This window comes from Micromonospora sp. NPDC000089 (genome assembly GCF_042899365.1).
Taxonomy (GTDB): Bacteria; Actinomycetota; Actinomycetes; order Mycobacteriales; family Micromonosporaceae; genus Micromonospora.
In genome coordinates this window covers 220,404-235,495 of sequence record NZ_JBIAZT010000003.1, presented here as the reverse complement: position 1 = coordinate 235,495, position 15,092 = coordinate 220,404, and the positions used below count along the sequence as shown (strand labels likewise).

General features: G+C 72.9%; 15 protein-coding genes. 4 read left to right on the top strand and 11 right to left on the bottom strand.

Features of this window, described 5'->3' with window-relative positions; genetic code table 11:
- The first annotated feature begins 177 nt into the window (after positions 1-177).
- The gene (locus ACFY3U_RS07695; RefSeq protein ID WP_387196616.1) at positions 178-1,785 is read left to right on the top strand and encodes an LPXTG cell wall anchor domain-containing protein; all 1,608 of its coding nucleotides are present in this window, start codon (positions 178-180) and stop codon (positions 1,783-1,785) included.
- Between the two features lie 98 nt (positions 1,786-1,883).
- On the opposite strand, the gene ACFY3U_RS07690 is transcribed toward ACFY3U_RS07695, so the two are convergent.
- Positions 1,884-2,393, bottom strand: coding sequence for a DUF2690 domain-containing protein (locus ACFY3U_RS07690; protein ID WP_387196613.1), 510 nt, complete (start codon positions 2,391-2,393; stop codon positions 1,884-1,886).
- 218 nt (positions 2,394-2,611) lie between these two features.
- On the opposite strand from ACFY3U_RS07690, the gene ACFY3U_RS07685 reads away from it, so the two are divergent.
- On the top strand, positions 2,612-3,460 hold the full coding sequence (locus ACFY3U_RS07685) for a DedA family protein (RefSeq protein ID WP_387197603.1): 849 nt from the start codon (positions 2,612-2,614) through the stop codon (positions 3,458-3,460).
- A 191-nt stretch (positions 3,461-3,651) separates the two neighbouring features.
- On the opposite strand, the gene ACFY3U_RS07680 is transcribed toward ACFY3U_RS07685, so the two are convergent.
- The 10 genes from ACFY3U_RS07680 to ACFY3U_RS07635 form a co-directional block, all read right to left on the bottom strand.
- Positions 3,652-4,029 (bottom strand): helix-turn-helix transcriptional regulator, encoded by a 378-nt coding sequence (locus ACFY3U_RS07680; RefSeq protein WP_088969178.1) that lies wholly within the window; start codon positions 4,027-4,029, stop codon positions 3,652-3,654.
- A 57-nt stretch (positions 4,030-4,086) separates the two neighbouring features.
- Complete coding sequence (gene pyrE / locus ACFY3U_RS07675; protein ID WP_387196609.1) at positions 4,087-4,626, bottom strand: orotate phosphoribosyltransferase; 540 nt, start codon at positions 4,624-4,626, stop codon at positions 4,087-4,089.
- Positions 4,627-4,791: 165 nt separating this feature from the next.
- Complete coding sequence (locus ACFY3U_RS07670; protein WP_387196606.1) at positions 4,792-5,625, bottom strand: SDR family NAD(P)-dependent oxidoreductase; 834 nt, start codon at positions 5,623-5,625, stop codon at positions 4,792-4,794.
- Complete coding sequence (locus ACFY3U_RS07665; protein WP_387196602.1) at positions 5,622-6,308, bottom strand: hypothetical protein; 687 nt, start codon at positions 6,306-6,308, stop codon at positions 5,622-5,624. Before ACFY3U_RS07665 ends, ACFY3U_RS07670 begins: the two co-directional genes overlap by 4 nt.
- A gap of 84 nt (positions 6,309-6,392) precedes the next feature.
- Entirely contained in the window at positions 6,393-7,337 is a 945-nt protein-coding gene (locus ACFY3U_RS07660; protein WP_387196599.1) for a hypothetical protein, read from the bottom strand.
- Positions 7,338-7,464: 127 nt separating this feature from the next.
- The gene (locus ACFY3U_RS07655) at positions 7,465-8,265 is read right to left on the bottom strand and encodes a hypothetical protein (RefSeq protein WP_387196596.1); all 801 of its coding nucleotides are present in this window, start codon (positions 8,263-8,265) and stop codon (positions 7,465-7,467) included.
- 71 nt (positions 8,266-8,336) lie between these two features.
- Positions 8,337-8,912, bottom strand: coding sequence for a DUF4178 domain-containing protein (locus ACFY3U_RS07650; RefSeq protein ID WP_387196593.1), 576 nt, complete (start codon positions 8,910-8,912; stop codon positions 8,337-8,339).
- A gap of 138 nt (positions 8,913-9,050) precedes the next feature.
- The gene (locus tag ACFY3U_RS07645) at positions 9,051-9,428 is read right to left on the bottom strand and encodes a hypothetical protein (protein ID WP_387196590.1); all 378 of its coding nucleotides are present in this window, start codon (positions 9,426-9,428) and stop codon (positions 9,051-9,053) included.
- A 107-nt stretch (positions 9,429-9,535) separates the two neighbouring features.
- Positions 9,536-12,127, bottom strand: coding sequence for an ATP-dependent chaperone ClpB (gene clpB / locus ACFY3U_RS07640; protein ID WP_387196587.1), 2,592 nt, complete (start codon positions 12,125-12,127; stop codon positions 9,536-9,538).
- Between the two features lie 89 nt (positions 12,128-12,216).
- Positions 12,217-13,326 carry a hypothetical protein gene (locus ACFY3U_RS07635; protein ID WP_387196584.1) on the bottom strand — a complete coding sequence of 370 codons (1,110 nt, stop codon included), beginning with the start codon at positions 13,324-13,326 and terminating at the stop codon, positions 12,217-12,219.
- Positions 13,327-13,356: 30 nt separating this feature from the next.
- Between ACFY3U_RS07635 and ACFY3U_RS07630 the strand changes: the two genes are divergently transcribed.
- On the top strand, positions 13,357-13,857 hold the full coding sequence (locus ACFY3U_RS07630) for a cation:proton antiporter regulatory subunit (RefSeq protein WP_387196581.1): 501 nt from the start codon (positions 13,357-13,359) through the stop codon (positions 13,855-13,857).
- 5 nt (positions 13,858-13,862) lie between these two features.
- Entirely contained in the window at positions 13,863-15,071 is a 1,209-nt protein-coding gene (locus tag ACFY3U_RS07625; protein WP_387196578.1) for a cation:proton antiporter, read from the top strand.
- Positions 15,072-15,092: the final 21 nt, after the last annotated feature.

Genomic DNA, 15,092 nt, shown 5'->3' with positions numbered 1-15,092 from the left:
CCGCTCAGGTCGGCGGGGCACCGGCGTTCCGGGGGCGGGTGAGCGCCCGGTCGTCCGTTCGGGTCGAACGTCCACGCCGGACCGCCGCCGGGGCAGCACGGCCGGAGCGGTTTCCCTAGGCTCTCCCTCGATCCGCGCCGGAAGCGTCCGGCGCCAGACATCACGTGGGGACCCGACATGCTCACGCACCCGACCCGGCGATGGCTGGCCGGCCTCGGCGTCGCAGGCGCGCTCGTCGCCGCCTCCGCCGCGCCCGGCCACGCCGCCGCGCCGGCCGCTGACCTCAACATCTACCTCCCCGACACCACCGTCGCCGTGAAGAGCGACGGGAAGGTCATCTCGCCGCTGCTCTCCGCCGCGAAGCCGGTCGTGCTCGACGGCGCCACCGTCCGGTACGACTACCGCGGCCTCGCCGGCAAGGCCACCGTCAAGGCCGACGGCGAGGGCTGCTCGTCCCCGGCGGAGGGCGTGCTGGTCTGCGCCGAGGCCTCGCCCGTGGGCCTCGACGACTGGGGCCTGCAGGGCCTGTTCAAGGTCAGCATCGCGCCCACCGGTGCCGCCCAGGACGGCGACACCGGCGAGATCAAGGTGACCCTCACCGCCGACGGCCACTCCCCGGCCACCCACACCGCCCAGGTCCGCGTCGGCGGAGCCGCGAACCTCTCGGCCGGCGGGCCGCAACCCGTCGAGGCGTCGCTGGCCCCGGGCGAGAAGACCTCGACCCAGATGACTCTCATCAACATCACCGCAGGTCGGCTTGACGGAGTCGTCGCCGTCTTCGACCACGACCGGGCCATCCAACCAGGTGAGAAGCACCGGAACTGCACCTACGACGGCGACCAGATCCGCACCTGCTCCTGGGGTAGGGACACGTTCCCGCGGGGCAACATCTGGGCGGCGTTCATGCCCTGGCAGGTCCGCAAGGACGCCTACGCGCCCGGATCCGCGCACGCCTCCTACACCTGGTTCACCACCGCCGAATTCGAGGACTACAAGGCCTACCTGGACCACATCGGGGTCTCCACCGGAACGCCGGGCAAGGGCTACGAGCTCGGGCTCCTGCCGACCCAGACCAACCCCGATCCCAACAGCCTCCAGGCGGACCCGGACCCGAGCGACAACACGGGGACCGTCGACATCACCATCACCGGGAAGAACGGCGCCGACCTGGCGGCCGTCGGCGGCTCGGTGACCGGCAAGGCCAACGCCGTGGTCAAGGCCATCGTCGGCGTCAAGAACAACGGCCCCGCGTCGCTCGACTTCGGCCGCTCCGGCAACCCGATCACCCGGGTGGACGTGACCGTCCCCGCCGGCGCCACCGCCGTCGACGTGCCCGACACCTGTGCGCCCTTCGACGGCCGCACCGCCGACCAGCAGGACGCCGGCAAGCCCGGCGCCAAGGCGTACCGGTGCGAGACCGGCACCTACCTCGCCACCGGCACCCGGCAGACCTTCACCTTCGGCCTGCGTGTCGACCAGGTGGTGCCGAATTCCACCGGCGCCGTCACCATCAACGCCACGTGCGAGTGCGACGGCTTCACCAAGGACACCAACCCGGCCAACGACACCGCCAAGCTCGTGCTCAACCCCGCCGGCGCCGGCGGTGGCACCGGCCCGAGCGGCGGCGAGGGCGACGGCCAGGGCGGCGGCGACGGTGACGGCGGCACCCTGCCGATCACCGGCTCCCCCACCACCCTGATCGCCGGCGCCGGCGGCCTGCTGCTCGTCGCCGGTGCCGCCGGCTACCTGGTCGCGCGGCGCCGCCGGACCAACTTCGTCGCCTGATCCACCCGCCACCATCCGGTGCCCCGTCGAACCGGTGTTCGACGGGGCACCGTCATCCGTCGAGGCGGGACCCTGGGCACCGGTGACGGATCGCTCGGTCAGTACTTGATCGTGTAAGCGACCGCCGGGCCATCGGCTCCCTTGCCCTGGCCGAGCAGGCCGGAGTCGTTCAGCATCTCCGTCCAGTCCGTACCCGAGATTTGACCGGCCGAGGTCCGCTTGGAGCCACTGGTGTAGAAGCTCGTCGTGGTGACGCCGACGCTGCCACTGCGCTTGGTCCAGATGGTGCGGCAGAACGGGCTGTAACGCAGGAAGATGGTGCCACCGGGGAACCAGACGCTGTCGACGGTCTTGGCTGCCTCGCTGTATCCGGGCCGACCGTCCACGCAGGTGGTGTAGTGGGTGCCGTCGTAGTAGATCTTGAACGTGTTCGGGTCCTTGAAGTCACAGCTGGACCCGCAGCCGCTGGCCGCCAGCGTCGAGAGGGCGACGGAGGCGGCGCCATCGGGTGCCGCTACCGCCGATCCCGAGGGTGCCGCGATCGCCGGCGTGGCGACGAGCACCGACGCCGCGGTGGCCATTCCGGCGATGCCCGTTCGGATTCGCATTCGCATGCCTTGTCCTCTGGTCCTGAGGCATCGCTCGTGTCCGGATGCCGTCTGCGGAAAGCGTCGCAAGGCCGGCCACGTTCTGTTCACAGGCTGATCATCGACTCGGCATCATCTGCGGTCCCATGCACATCAGTGACGCCGCACCCCGGCCCACCGGTCCGAAGGTGGTGCGGGCGCAGGTGCGGGTAGCCTGTGTGGCCGTGGACACAGCTGAGATGACCCGGGCCGTCGTCGAGACGGTCGCGCTGAACCCGCTCGATCCCAAGGATCTGCTGCAGACCTTCGGGCTGGTCGGCGTGTGGGCGATCCTCTTCGCCGAGACCGGCCTGCTGGTCGGCTTCTTCTTCCCCGGTGACTCGCTGCTGTTCCTGGCCGGTGTCGCGGCGTCGCCGGTGGCTGACGCGATCTTCGGCGACGGCACCCGGCTGTCCCTGGTCGGCCTGCTGATCGGCGGCCCGGTCTTCGCCATCCTGGGTGCGCAGCTCGGTCACTGGCTGGGCGCCCGCTACGGCCGGCGGATGTTCGAGCGCCCCAACTCCCGGCTGTTCAAGCGGGAGTACGTGGAGAAGGCGGAGTACTACTTCCAGAAGTTCGGCCCGGCCAAGGCCGTGGTGCTGGCCCGCTTCATCCCGATCGTGCGGACGTTCCTCAACCCGGTGGCCGGCGTGCTCGGCATGCCCGCCCGCACGTTCCTGATCTGGAACATCGTCGGCGCGGTCCTCTGGGTGGACGGCATCCTGCTGGTCGGCTACCTGCTCGCCGAGCAGATCTACCACGCCATCGGCGACAGCATCGACCGCTACATCCTGCCGGTGGTCGTGCTGATCGTGCTGATCTCGCTGCTGCCGATCTTCTTCGAGTTCCTCCGGGACCGGAAGGCCCGCAAGCGCGCCGAGGCGGTCGCGATGGTTGCCACCGCCAGCGCCGCCGGCGCGGTGGACGCGATCCGGGACGCCATCGAGCAGCCGTCCGCCGAGCACCCGCGGCAGCAGTTCCCGCCCCGCACCTACGGCACCCGGCCCGGCCGCACCGACGACGACCAGCAGCCCGGTCAGGGAAGCTGACCGGCCGGGGATCCCGCGCACATCGGTACGACGAACGGCCGGTCCCGGGCGGGACCGGCCGTTCGAACGTCGTACGTCACCGGGGCAGCCCGGCGGCGGATCGGTGACGCGCAGGCGTCACCGCCCGATGACGCCACCCCTGGCACGCCACCGGACGTCGTCACCCCGGGCAGGGTGACAGTCGTGCTCGGTCAGCGGGCCTTCTTGGTGGCCCGCTTGCGCGGCGGGGTGAGCAGATCAGCGATCGTCGCGATCGCGGACGGCACCAGCCGGTAGTACGCCCAGACACCGCGCTTCTCCCGCTCCAGCAAGCCGGCCTCGGTGAGGATACGCAGGTGGTGACTGACCGTCGGCTGCGAGAGACCGAGCGGCGCGGTCAGGTCGCACACGCACGCTTCGCCCTCGGGGGCCGACTGGATCAGGCTGAGCAGCCGCAGTCGAGCGGGGTCGGCAAGGGCCTTGAGCACCCCGGCCAGCCGCTCGGCATCGGCACGTTCGATCGGCTCGCCGGCGAGCGGCGAGATCTGAGGCATGGTCATTTCAGCCAACGCAGTTCCCACGAATTCCATCCTTCCACCAGAAGCATCGATTCGGCTGCATATCAGCAGATCCGAATCGGCAAATTTTTACGCCACAAGGCCGAGGTCAGCCAACGTATAGGCCGCCCGATATGGCAGGCCGGCGGCTCGCACCGCGTCGCCAGCACCTCGATCAACAATAACCGCCACACCCACGATCTCCGCCCCGGCCTCACGCAACGCCTCGACGGCGGTCAACACGCTGCCGCCGGTCGTCGAGGTGTCCTCCACCGCGAGCACCCGCCGGCCGCTCACCTCCGGCCCCTCGATCCGCCGCTGCAGACCGTGCGCCTTGCCGGTCTTGCGCACCACGAAGGCGTCCAGCGGCCGCTCGGTCTCCGCCGTGGCGTGCAGCATCGACATCGCGATCGGGTCGGCGCCCAGGGTCAGCCCGCCGACCGCGTCGTACTCCCAGTCCGCGGTCAACTCCCGCATCACTCGGCCGACCAGTGGCCCGGCCCGGTGATGGAGGGTGACGCGACGCAGATCGACGTACCAGTCCGCCTCAGCACCGGAGGAGAGCACCACCCGGCCGTGGACGACAGCCAGGTCAGTGATGAATTTACGCAGGTCGTCGTGGTCCCCCATGGCGATAGAGGGTACTGCCCCTCGCTGTGTGGCAGCTGCCCGGTCCACCCCGGTCAGCCGCCCGGGCGACCGATGGCTGGCTATGGACGGCTACGCTGCGCGATCGGAACCCGCTCCCGGGGACGCCGACACCGCCCCGGCCGGCACCAGCGCGACCCCGCCGGCTCACCCCTGGGCGGGGTCCACCCGTCCCCGCCGGTCCCGGTACGCCGCCCGCAGCAGCCGGCGCGGCGCGTGCCGCAGGCCCGCCACGGCCAACTTGTACCGCCAGTCGGGGACGCTCACCGGTCTGCCTTTTCGCAGGTGACGAAGGGCCTCGGCGGCGACATCGTCGGCTCGCAGCCACATCCAGCCGGGCGTGCCGGACATATCGATGCCGTTGCGTTCGTGGTAGCCGGTGCGGGTGTAACCGGGGCAGAGCGCCATCACCGTCACGCCGAATGGCCGCACCGACTGCCCCACGGACTCGCTGAAGCTGGTCACCCACGCCTTGCTGGCCGGATATGTCGAGCCCGGCATGACCGGCGCGAAACCGGCGACGGAAGAGACATTTATCACTGCCCCACTCCGTCGATCCGTCATCGGGCCCAGGGCCGCGTGGGTCAGTCGCAGCACCGCGTGCACATTGAGCCGCAGCAACTGGGCCTCGTCGGTGACCGCGGACCTGAGGAACGACCGGCCGAGGCTCATCCCGGCGTTGTTGACCAGCAGGTCGACCGGGGCGCCGCCGGCGAGCCGCCGTTCCACCGCCGCGCAACCGTCGTCCGTGGACAGGTCGGCGGAGATGGTCTCGACCTGGTGGCCGTACCGGCCGGTGAGGTCGGCGGCGGCCGTGGCGAGCCGGGCGGCGTCCCGGGCCACCAGCACCAGGTGCCAGCCCTCGGCGGCGAGCCGGCGGGCGAACGCCTCGCCGATGCCGGCGGTGGCGCCGGTGACCAGCGCCCACCGCTCGACGGAAGGGCTCGGCCGACCGGCGCCCCGGTCCGCGGACGATGTCACGGGCGTTCCTGCGGGGGTGCGGTGGGGTGGGGAGTTGCCGGGTGCGGCGGGTACGGGCCGGGGGGCGGGAGCGGGCCGTACGGTGGCGAAGCCGGCGGGTGCGGGCCGGGCGGCGGAGTCGGGCGGGGGCGGCGGAACCAGGCGGCCGACGCGGGCAGCACCAGCAGCAGGGCCACCACCAGGTAACCGAGCGCCTGCCCCACCAGCAGCGCGCCGTTCACCGGCAACCACCACGAGGGGTAGGCGTCACCGAGCAGGCCCACCAGGCGCTCGGTGGACCCGGCGTCCGCCGGCAGCCGGTTGACCCGCTGACCGATCAGCGTGACCAGGCCGCCGCAGCCGCAGAGCAGGCCGAACCCGCAGACCACCCAGGTAGCCACCCGGGCGCCCGCGCGGCGGGCCAGCAGCCCGGCGGCGAGACCGACCAGCAGCAGGCCGACCAGGACGGTCAGCACCGCGCCCACGATCACCACCGCGCGGACCAGGGCCACCACCGTGTCGACGTCGTCCTGGCCGGCCGCCGCGGTGGGCGCGGCGGCGCGGAACCGGTCCACCGTGCCGCCGAGGGCGAGCAGCGTCGCGACCGCGTACGCCCCGGCGACGACGGCCATGATGCCCAGCACCGCCGCCGCGAGCGTGACGACCACCGGCCGGCGGGCCGGCACCTGATCCGGGTACGACACGACGATTCCCTCCGGTAGGCGTACGGAGCAACCTACTCGGAGGGAATCGTCGGTGTCGTGGCTACGCGCCCGCCGGTTGCCCGGTCAGTCCGAGCTGCCCCCGCCGGACGAGCCGCCGGAGGAGCCGTCCGAGCCGCCGGTGGACGAGCCACCCGGGGAGCTGTCCGAGCCGCCGGTGGACGGCGGGCCGTCGTGGCCGCCGGGGGGCGAGGCGTCCGGCGCCCCGGTGGCCTGCGGGTGGTGCGGGGCGTGCGGGGCGCCGCCGGTCGGGGCGTCCGGCGTACCGGTCGAGGGGGTGGCCGACGGCGCGTCCGGTGCGGACGGTGCCGGCTGGTCCGCCGGCCCCGCCGGCGGGTAGCCGGCCTGCGGGTAACCGGTCTGCGGCTGGCCCGGGTGCGGATAGCCGGGCTGCGACTGACCGGGGTAGGCGGCCCCCGGCACCGGAGGCTCCCAGGCCGGCTGCGGCTTGCGGAAGAACTCGTTGGCCTTCGGCAGCGCCAGCAGGATGAGCGCGGTCAGCAGCACCAGCAGGCTGAGCAGGCCGAGCAGGGTGGTGACCGGGGTGAACCAACCGGGCAGGGCGTCGCTGAGCCGACGCTGGACCTCCTCGCCGCTGGGCATGTCGCCGCTGGTGGATCCCGTGCCGCCGGTGAAGCCGCCGGTCGCGTTGCTGATCAGCCCGCCGCCGTTGCAGCAGAGCAGGATGCCGCCGAGCACCCAGGTCGTGATCCGGGAGCCGTTCTTGCCCCGGTTGTTGATCAGCGCGAGCACGATCAGACCCACCGCGAGCAGCAGGGTGAGAATGCCGGCGCCGACGGTGAAGGCGACCGCCACGTCGGCGATGTTCTGCGCACCGCTCGCCGAGCTGCCGCTGTAGGCGTCGTTCAGCACCCGCCGGACGGTGCCGATGGTGCTGAGCGACACGATCAGGCTGATCACCTGCAGTAGGGCGTACAGAATCAGCAGGTAGCTGGACGTCGTGACCACGGCCGGTCGGATACGGGCCGGAGTGTGCTGGGAATCGACCATGATTCTCCTTCCCCTAGATCGCGTCCACCGTATCGACTCCGGCCCACCGGGGCGCGTCGGTAATCGGCGAACTGCCGCCCGGGGCCGGCGGGAGCCCGGTGAGAGGCGTCGCCGGGCGCCGGGCGGGTCAGCCGGACCGCCGGCGCAGCCGCCGGTGCTCGGCGGTCACCACCGCCAGCAGGAACAGGGCCACCCCGAGGACCGCCACCGCACCGAACTGGTTGACCGTGAAGTTGAAGATCTGACCGAACAGCAGGTCGACCAGGAGGGCCAGCTTGAACAGCCGGAAGGCGTGCGCCCGGTTCCGGCGCAGCAGGAACGCCGCCCGTACGGCGAGCACGGCGGCGACCAGCGCGGAGCCGGACACGCCGAGCACCGCGCCCCACTCGCGGGCCTGGTCCAGCTCGCCGGTCACTCCGTCCACCACGGTGGCCAGCACGGTGACCGTCGGCTCGACCACCAGGTAGACCACCACCAGCGCGACCAGCCAACGGCGGGAGGTCAGCCGGGTGACGAGGGCGCGGCCGCGGGCTGCCCAGGGCTGCCAGAACCGGCGGGGCGGCGGCTGCCGGTACGGCACCGCGTCGAGCAGCCGGGCCATCGCCGCCTCGACCGTGGCGTCGGCCCCACGGACCAGGCGCAGCGCGTCCGCCCGCCGGTGCGTGGTCAGCCCGCGCCCGACTCCACCGGCCACCGTGTCCAGGGCGTTGGCCAGCCGTTCCGGGCCGGTCAACCGGGTCCGGCCGCGGATCGCCTGGGTGATCACCACCAGCAGGGCGAACACCCCGTAGATCAGGCCGGCGGCGGGCCGGTAGAAGTAGTCGGTGCGGGCGGTCACGAACTTGCCGGAGAGCACGAACGCCTGCAGGTACGCCGCGGCGTCCACCGCCCGCGGCGGCAGTCGACGGCGGTACGGCCGGAGCGGCACACCCTGGACGCTAGCCGCCCGGCCGACCCCGCGGGCCGACTCCGGCACCCCGGGCGGCCCGTCGACCCGGGTCAGTTCCGCGGGTGCACCGTCACCTCGGCACGGCGCAGCCGTTCGCCGCGGGCGACCTCCCAGCCCGACTCCCCGTACGCCTCGAAGGCCAGCCGGGACCCGTCCGCCGCCCGGTAGTCGTGGTAGCGGACCGTGCCGCTCGGGTCCAGCCCGGTGTCGCCGGTGGCCGAGTACCGGGCCTGGCCGGACTCCGCCCAGGAGTAGCGACGGCCGGCGAAGTCGAGGGCCGGGGCGCCGGGCGCCAGCTTCGCGCCGGGCTCGGCGGCCCAGAGCAGCAGCTCCAGCTCGGGATCCTCGCCGACCGAGATCCACCGCTTCGGCCCGTCGGCGTCCAGCAGGTGCACGGCCCAGCTCCACTCGCCCTCGACCAGGTGCACCGAGCCGCGTACCGGATGACGGACCCGGCGGATCTCCACCACGTCGCCCGGCTTCAACCGGCGTGGGTCGTCCCCCGGGTGACCGGGGCCGGGCAGCGGATCGGAGCCGGCCGCCCGCCGGCGGGCCAGCACCGCGCCCACGATCGCCGCGGCGACGGCGAGCACCGCCGCCACCAGGTACCCCACCGACCCGCTCACCGGCCCCGCCTCCCCACCAGCACTGGCGGGAACGGTAACAACCCCGCCGCGGCCGGGGAAACCGCTGGGCGACGCCGTTACCGGGCCGTCATCCCTCGTCGGGCGCCGAGCGCGGCGAGGGTCGGCGGGCGGCGCCGCTCACTGATCGGCGAGTCGTTCGGCGGCGTACTCCCGGAGCGTGGACTTGTTCATCACGCAGCCGGTGAAGGCGGTTAGCTCGCCCTTGTCGTCGCGCAGCCCGGTCCACGCCTCGCGCGCCGCGGCCGGGTCGACCCGCTCCAGCAGCGTGGCCGCGTACGCCCTGCCGGCCGGCGAACCGTGCCGGAGCAACCAGTCGACCTTCTTGCGGCCGTCCTCCGGCCGCTCGTCGAGCACCCGCTCGACGTGCCGGTACGCCTCGGTGACCGGCAGCACCTGCGAGGCGAACCCCACGCCGCCGAAGGCGACCGTGTCGGCCGCGGCGAGCTCCTTGACGGCCGCGTCCAGTTCCTTGTCCTTCTTGCCCATGCCCAACATGCCCTCATCCTTTCCCCGCGGCGCACCCCGTCACCCTGCTGATCAAGGACTTCGTGTCCCGCCGTCGACGGGGCCCGGGCTGCACGAGCCCCGTCGACGGGTGACGCTCAGACGGCGGTGACGGTCAGCGCGTCCTTGCCGTCGGAGAGGTCGACGTGGACGGTGTCGCCGTCGCGCACCTGGCCGCCCAGCAGCGCCCGGGCGAGCTGGTCGCCGATCGCCGACTGGACGAGCCGGCGCAACGGACGGGCGCCGTAGATCGGGTCGTACCCGTGCTCGGCGAGCCAGGTGCGGGCGGCCTCGGTGATCTCCAGGCCGAGCCGGCGGTCGGCCAGCCGCCGCCGCATCCGGGCCAGCTGGATGTCCACGATGGCCCGCAGGTCCTCGCCCTGCAGGGCAGCGAAGACCACGATGTCATCGAGCCGGTTGAGGAACTCCGGCTTGAAGTGCGACCGCACCACCGCGAGCACCCCCTCGCGGCGCTGCTCCTCGGCGAGCGTCAGATCGCTGATCACCGACGACCCGAGGTTGGAGGTGAGGATCAGGATCGCGTTGCGGAAGTCCACCGTGCGACCCTGGCCGTCGGTGAGCCGGCCGTCGTCGAGCACCTGGAGGAGGATGTCGAAGACGTCCGGGTGGGCCTTCTCCACCTCGTCCAGCAGGATCACCGAGTACGGCCGGCGACGCACCGCCTCGGTGAGCTGCCCGCCCTCCTCATACCCGACGTAGCCGGGCGGGGCGCCGACCAGGCGGGCCACCGAGTGCTTCTCGCCGTACTCGCTCATGTCGATGCGGACCATGGCCCGCTCGTCGTCGAAGAGGAACTCGGCGAGCGCCTTGGCCAGCTCGGTCTTGCCGACGCCGGTCGGGCCGAGGAACAGGAAGCTGCCGGTCGGGCGGTCCGGGTCGGCGACGCCGGCCCGGGCCCGGCGGACCGCGTCGGAGACCGCGCCGACCGCCTCGGTCTGGCCGACCACGCGGGAGCCCAGCGACTCCTCCATCCGCAGCAGCTTGGCGGTCTCGCCCTCCAGCAGCCGGCCGGCCGGGATGCCGGTCCAGGAGGCGACCACGGCCGCGATGTCGTCCGCGCCGACCTCCTCCTTGAGCATGGCGCCGTCGGCCTGGAGCCGGGCCAGCTCCTCCTCGGCCTGCTTCAGCTCGACCTTGAGCGCCGGGATGCGCCCGTAGCGCAGCTCGGCGGCGCGCTCCAGCTCGCCGTCGCGCTCGGCCCGCTCGGCCTCGCCGCCAAGGCGCTCCAGCTCCTCCTTGGCGGTGGAGAGCTTGGTGATGTGGCTCTTCTCGGTCTGCCAGCGCGCGGAGAGCGCGGTGAGCTGCTCGCGCTTGTCGGCCAGCTCCTTGCGCAGCCGCTCCAGCCGCTCGGCGGAGGCGGCGTCCGGCTCCTTGGCCAGCGCCATCTCCTCGATCTCCAACCGGCGGACCGCCCGCTCGATCTCGTCCACCTCGACCGGCCGGGAGTCGATCTCCATCCGCAGCCGGGACGCGGACTCGTCGACCAGGTCGATCGCCTTGTCCGGCAGGAAGCGGTCGGTGATGTAGCGGTCGGAGAGCGAGGCGGCGGCGACCAGGGCGGCGTCGGTGATGCGTACGCCGTGGTGCACCTCGTAGCGCTCCTTGAGGCCGCGCAGGATGCCGATGGTGTCCTCGATGGTCGGCTCGCCGACCAGCACCGGCTGGAACCGGCGCTCCAGCGCCGGGTCCTTCTCGATGTGCTCGCGGTACTCGTCCAGCGTGGTCGCGCCGACCATCCGCAGCTCGCCGCGGGCCAGCATCGGCTTGAGCATGTTGCCGGCGTCCATCGAGCCCTCGCCCTTGCCGGCGCCGACCACGGTGTGCAGCTCGTCGAGGAAGGTGATGACCTGGCCGTCGGAGTTCTTGATCTCCTCCAGCACGGACTTGAGCCGCTCCTCGAACTGGCCGCGGTACTGCGCGCCGGCCACCATCGCGCCGAGGTCGAGCGAGACCAGCTTCTTGTTCCGCAGCGACTCGGGCACGTCACCGGCCACGATCCGCTGGGCCAGGCCCTCGACGATCGCGGTCTTGCCGACGCCGGGCTCGCCGATCAGCACCGGGTTGTTCTTGGTACGCCGGGACAGCACCTGGATCACCCGGCGGATCTCGGAGTCCCGGCCGATCACCGGGTCGATCTTGCCGTCCCGGGCGCTGGCGGTCAGGTCCACGCCGTACTTGCTCAGGGCCTGGTAGGTCTGCTCTGGGTCGGCGGTGGTGACCCGCCGGTCCCCGCCGCGCACGGTCGGGAAGGCGGCGACCAGGTTCTCCTCGGTGGCACCCGAGTTCTTCAGCGCGACCGAGACCGCGCCGCCCACCCGGGCCAGGCCGGCGAGCAGGTGCTCGGTGGAGGTGTACTCGTCGCCGAGCGGCCGGGCGATCTGCTCGGCGGCGCCGATGGCGTTGACGAACTCGCGGGCCAGGGTGGGCTCGGCGATGCTGGAGCCGCGCGCGGCGGGCAGCGCGTCCACCGAACGCTGGGCGACCCGGCGCAGCTCGGCGGGGTCGGCCCCGACGGCGCGCAGCAGGCCGGCGGCGGTGGAACCGTCGGTGTCCAGCAGGGCGAGCAGCAGGTGCCAGGGCTCGACGGTGGCGTGCCCGCGCTGGTTGGCCTGCGCGACGGCGCCGGTGATGGTCTCGCGGCTCTTGGTGGTGAGGCGTTCCGTGTTCATGGGCTCCCCTGGATCGGTGTGTCCACTAGGAAGGACACAACCAGAGTTGAGCCTATTCCGCTCAACCCTGGCGGTGTGAGCTGGCTCACCTAGGAGTCCAGCAGCACCACCCGCGCCCACTTCCGGGTGGTGCCTGAGCCGGTGCCCAACAGCACGTCCTGCGGCCCGCGCGCCTGCACCGTGCCGTCGGCCAGCACGGTCAGGTAGTGGTCGGGGGTGAGCGGCCAGGCGATCGGGTCGTACCGGCCCTCGATCACCGCGCCCACCCCGTCCGGCCCGGTCACCGCGAGCCGCCCGCCGCCTACCGGGACCACCGACTTGACCTGCGCCGGGTGCCGGGCCGCCGGCACCGCCACCCACCGCCCGAACCATCGCCACAGGGCGGGGAAATCGAGCCGGTCCGCCCGCTCGCCGATCAGCCACGGTTCGCCGTCCGGCGCGACCACCACCCGCAGCAGGTCCACCTCGCCGACCTGGGCCGGCAACGGGGTCGTCTGCCAACTGCGTCCCTGGTCGCCGGAGATCGCCGCGTACGGGCGGCGACCGTCGGCCCCGGCCGCCACCAGGATGTCCCTGGTCTGCGCGACCGTGTTCAGCGCGGGGATCCGCGGTTGCGCGGGCAGCGTCCGCAGCTTGCGTCCGTCCCACTCCGCCACCCGCCCGGTGGCCTCCGCCACCTGGAAGCGCCCCTGCGCCGCCCGCCACACCGCCGGCTCCTGCGAGCTGTGCGTGAAGCTGGCCCCGCCGTCGGCGGAGACGTACCACCCGTCGCCCGCGCCGCCACCACCCTCGCCGAGCCAGATCGCCACCAGCCCCGGCGCGGCGTAGAGCTGCTGATCGGGGGCCGTCGGCCGGGGATGGCGCACCTTCGACCAGGTGCGTCCCCCGTCCAGGGTCAAGAAGAGCTGCGCCGGGCACTTGCCGCTCGGCGGCTGGCCCCCGCAACTGCCGAACAGCGCCCAACCGTGGCTGCGGTCGGTGAACTCCACGTACGGGGAGTCGTGCCGGCCGGCGATGGCGGGCTCGAAGCGGCGCAGCTCGACCCCCTCCGCCTCCGGCGACGGCCCGGGGACGATCGCGCGCGGCGAGGTGGACGGCCGGGGTGCCGGCTCGCGCCGGATGTCACCCACCGCCGAACAGGCCGCCAGCAGCGGTACGAGCCCCAGCACGACCAGCGCCCGGGGCGCTCGGAAGATCACAAGAGTCTCCTCGGCGGGTAGTCTTGCCGGGTGCGAGTACGTGTCGAACAGACTGCCCTACCGGGGATCGGCGTGCGTCACGACCTGGTGACGGAATCCGGCCGCCGGCTCGGCGTGGTCTCCCACCGCAACGGCCGTCGCGACCTGGTGCTCTACGACCCGGACGACCCGGACGCCTGCCAGGCGGACATCCCGCTCACCGACGACGAGGCGGAGGCGCTCGCCGACATCCTCGGCGCGTCGCTGATGCTCGGTCAGCTCTCCGGCCTGCGCGAGCAGGCGGCCGGGCTGCTCACCGAGCAGATCGCCATCCCGGCCGGATCGAAGTACGTCAACAAGCGGCTGGGCGACACCAAGGCGCGTACCCGCACCAGCGCCTCCATCGTGGCGGTGCTGCGCCAGGGCGAGGTCAACGTCTCGCCCGATCCCACCTTCCGCTTCGCGGCCGGTGACGTGGTGGTCGTGGTCGGCACCCGCAAGGGGCTCGACGGCGTGACCGCCATCCTCGCCGACAGTGACCCGGACGGCTGAGGCGGATGCACGAAACCACCACGCTGCTCATCGAGGTCGGCGCGCTGCTGCTGCTGCTCGGCCTGCTCGGCCGGCTCAGCCGGCGCTTCGGTGTCTCGCCCATCCCGCTCTACCTGCTCGCCGGGCTCGCCTTCGGCCACGGCGGCCTGCTCCCGCTCAATGCGAGCGAGGAGTTCATCGCGGTCGGCGCCGAGATCGGCGTCATCCTGCTGCTGGTCATGCTCGGCCTGGAGTACAGCGCCAACGAGCTGGTCGGCAACCTGCGCTCCGCCGCGCCCGCCGGGCTGATCGACGCGGTGCTCAACGCGCTGCCCGGGTTCGCCTTCGCGCTGCTGCTCGGCTGGGGCTGGCTGGCCGGGGTGGTGCTCGCCGGGGTCACCTGGGTCTCCTCGTCCGGTGTGATCGCCAAGGTGCTCGGCGACCTCGGCCGGGTTGGTAACCGGGAGACCCCGGTGATCCTGTCCGTGCTGGTCATCGAGGACCTGGCGATGGCGCTCTACCTGCCCCTGGCCACCGCGCTGCTGGCCGGCGTCGGCCTGGTCAAGGGCGGGATCGCGCTGGCCGTCGCGGTGCTGACCGTGGTGCTGGTGCTCGCCGTCGCCATCCGGTACGGCCACCTGATCTCCGCCGCGTTGTCGGCCAAGGACCCGGAGGCGCTGCTACTCGGCGTGCTCGGCCTGACCCTGCTGGTCGCGGGCGTCGCGGCCAAGCTGCAGGTGTCCGCCGCGGTCGGCGCGTTCCTGGTCGGCATCGCGCTCTCCGGGCCGGTGGCCCACCACGCCACCGAGCTGCTCTCACCGCTGCGGGACCTGTTCGCCGCCGTCTTCTTCGTCTTCTTCGGCCTGGTCACCGACCCGCTGGACATGCCGCCGGTGCTGCTGCCCGCCCTCGGGCTGGCCGTGGTGACGATGGGGACGAAGCTGCTCACCGGCTACCTCGCCGCCCGGCGCGCCGGCATCGCCGAACCCGGCCGCTGGCGGGCCGGCTTCGCGCTGATGCCGCGCGGCGAGTTCTCCATCGTGATCGCCGGGTTGGCGGTGGCCGCCGCGCAACCGGTGGAGCCCCGGCTGGCGGCGCTCGCCACCGCGTACGTGCTGATCACCGTGGTGACCGGGCCGATGCTGGCCCGGTTGCCGGACACCGCCGGATTCAAGCGCTGGCTGCGCGCGCGCAGCCAGGCCCGCCGTCCCGAGCCGGTGCCGGCCGGGGACTGAGCGGCGCTTCCGCCGGGTCGG

Coding starts and splice junctions, on each gene's coding strand:
- ACFY3U_RS07695 (WP_387196616.1), top strand. CDS start 178: ATGCTCACGCACCCGACCCGGCGATGGCTGGCCGGCCTCGGCGTCGCA.
- ACFY3U_RS07690 (WP_387196613.1), bottom strand. CDS start 2,393: ATGCGAATCCGAACGGGCATCGCCGGAATGGCCACCGCGGCGTCGGTG.
- ACFY3U_RS07685 (WP_387197603.1), top strand. CDS start 2,612: ATGACCCGGGCCGTCGTCGAGACGGTCGCGCTGAACCCGCTCGATCCC.
- ACFY3U_RS07680 (WP_088969178.1), bottom strand. CDS start 4,029: ATGGAATTCGTGGGAACTGCGTTGGCTGAAATGACCATGCCTCAGATC.
- pyrE (WP_387196609.1), bottom strand. CDS start 4,626: ATGGGGGACCACGACGACCTGCGTAAATTCATCACTGACCTGGCTGTC.
- ACFY3U_RS07660 (WP_387196599.1), bottom strand. CDS start 7,337: ATGGTCGATTCCCAGCACACTCCGGCCCGTATCCGACCGGCCGTGGTC.
- ACFY3U_RS07645 (WP_387196590.1), bottom strand. CDS start 9,428: ATGTTGGGCATGGGCAAGAAGGACAAGGAACTGGACGCGGCCGTCAAG.
- clpB (WP_387196587.1), bottom strand. CDS start 12,127: ATGAACACGGAACGCCTCACCACCAAGAGCCGCGAGACCATCACCGGC.
- ACFY3U_RS07625 (WP_387196578.1), top strand. CDS start 13,863: ATGCACGAAACCACCACGCTGCTCATCGAGGTCGGCGCGCTGCTGCTG.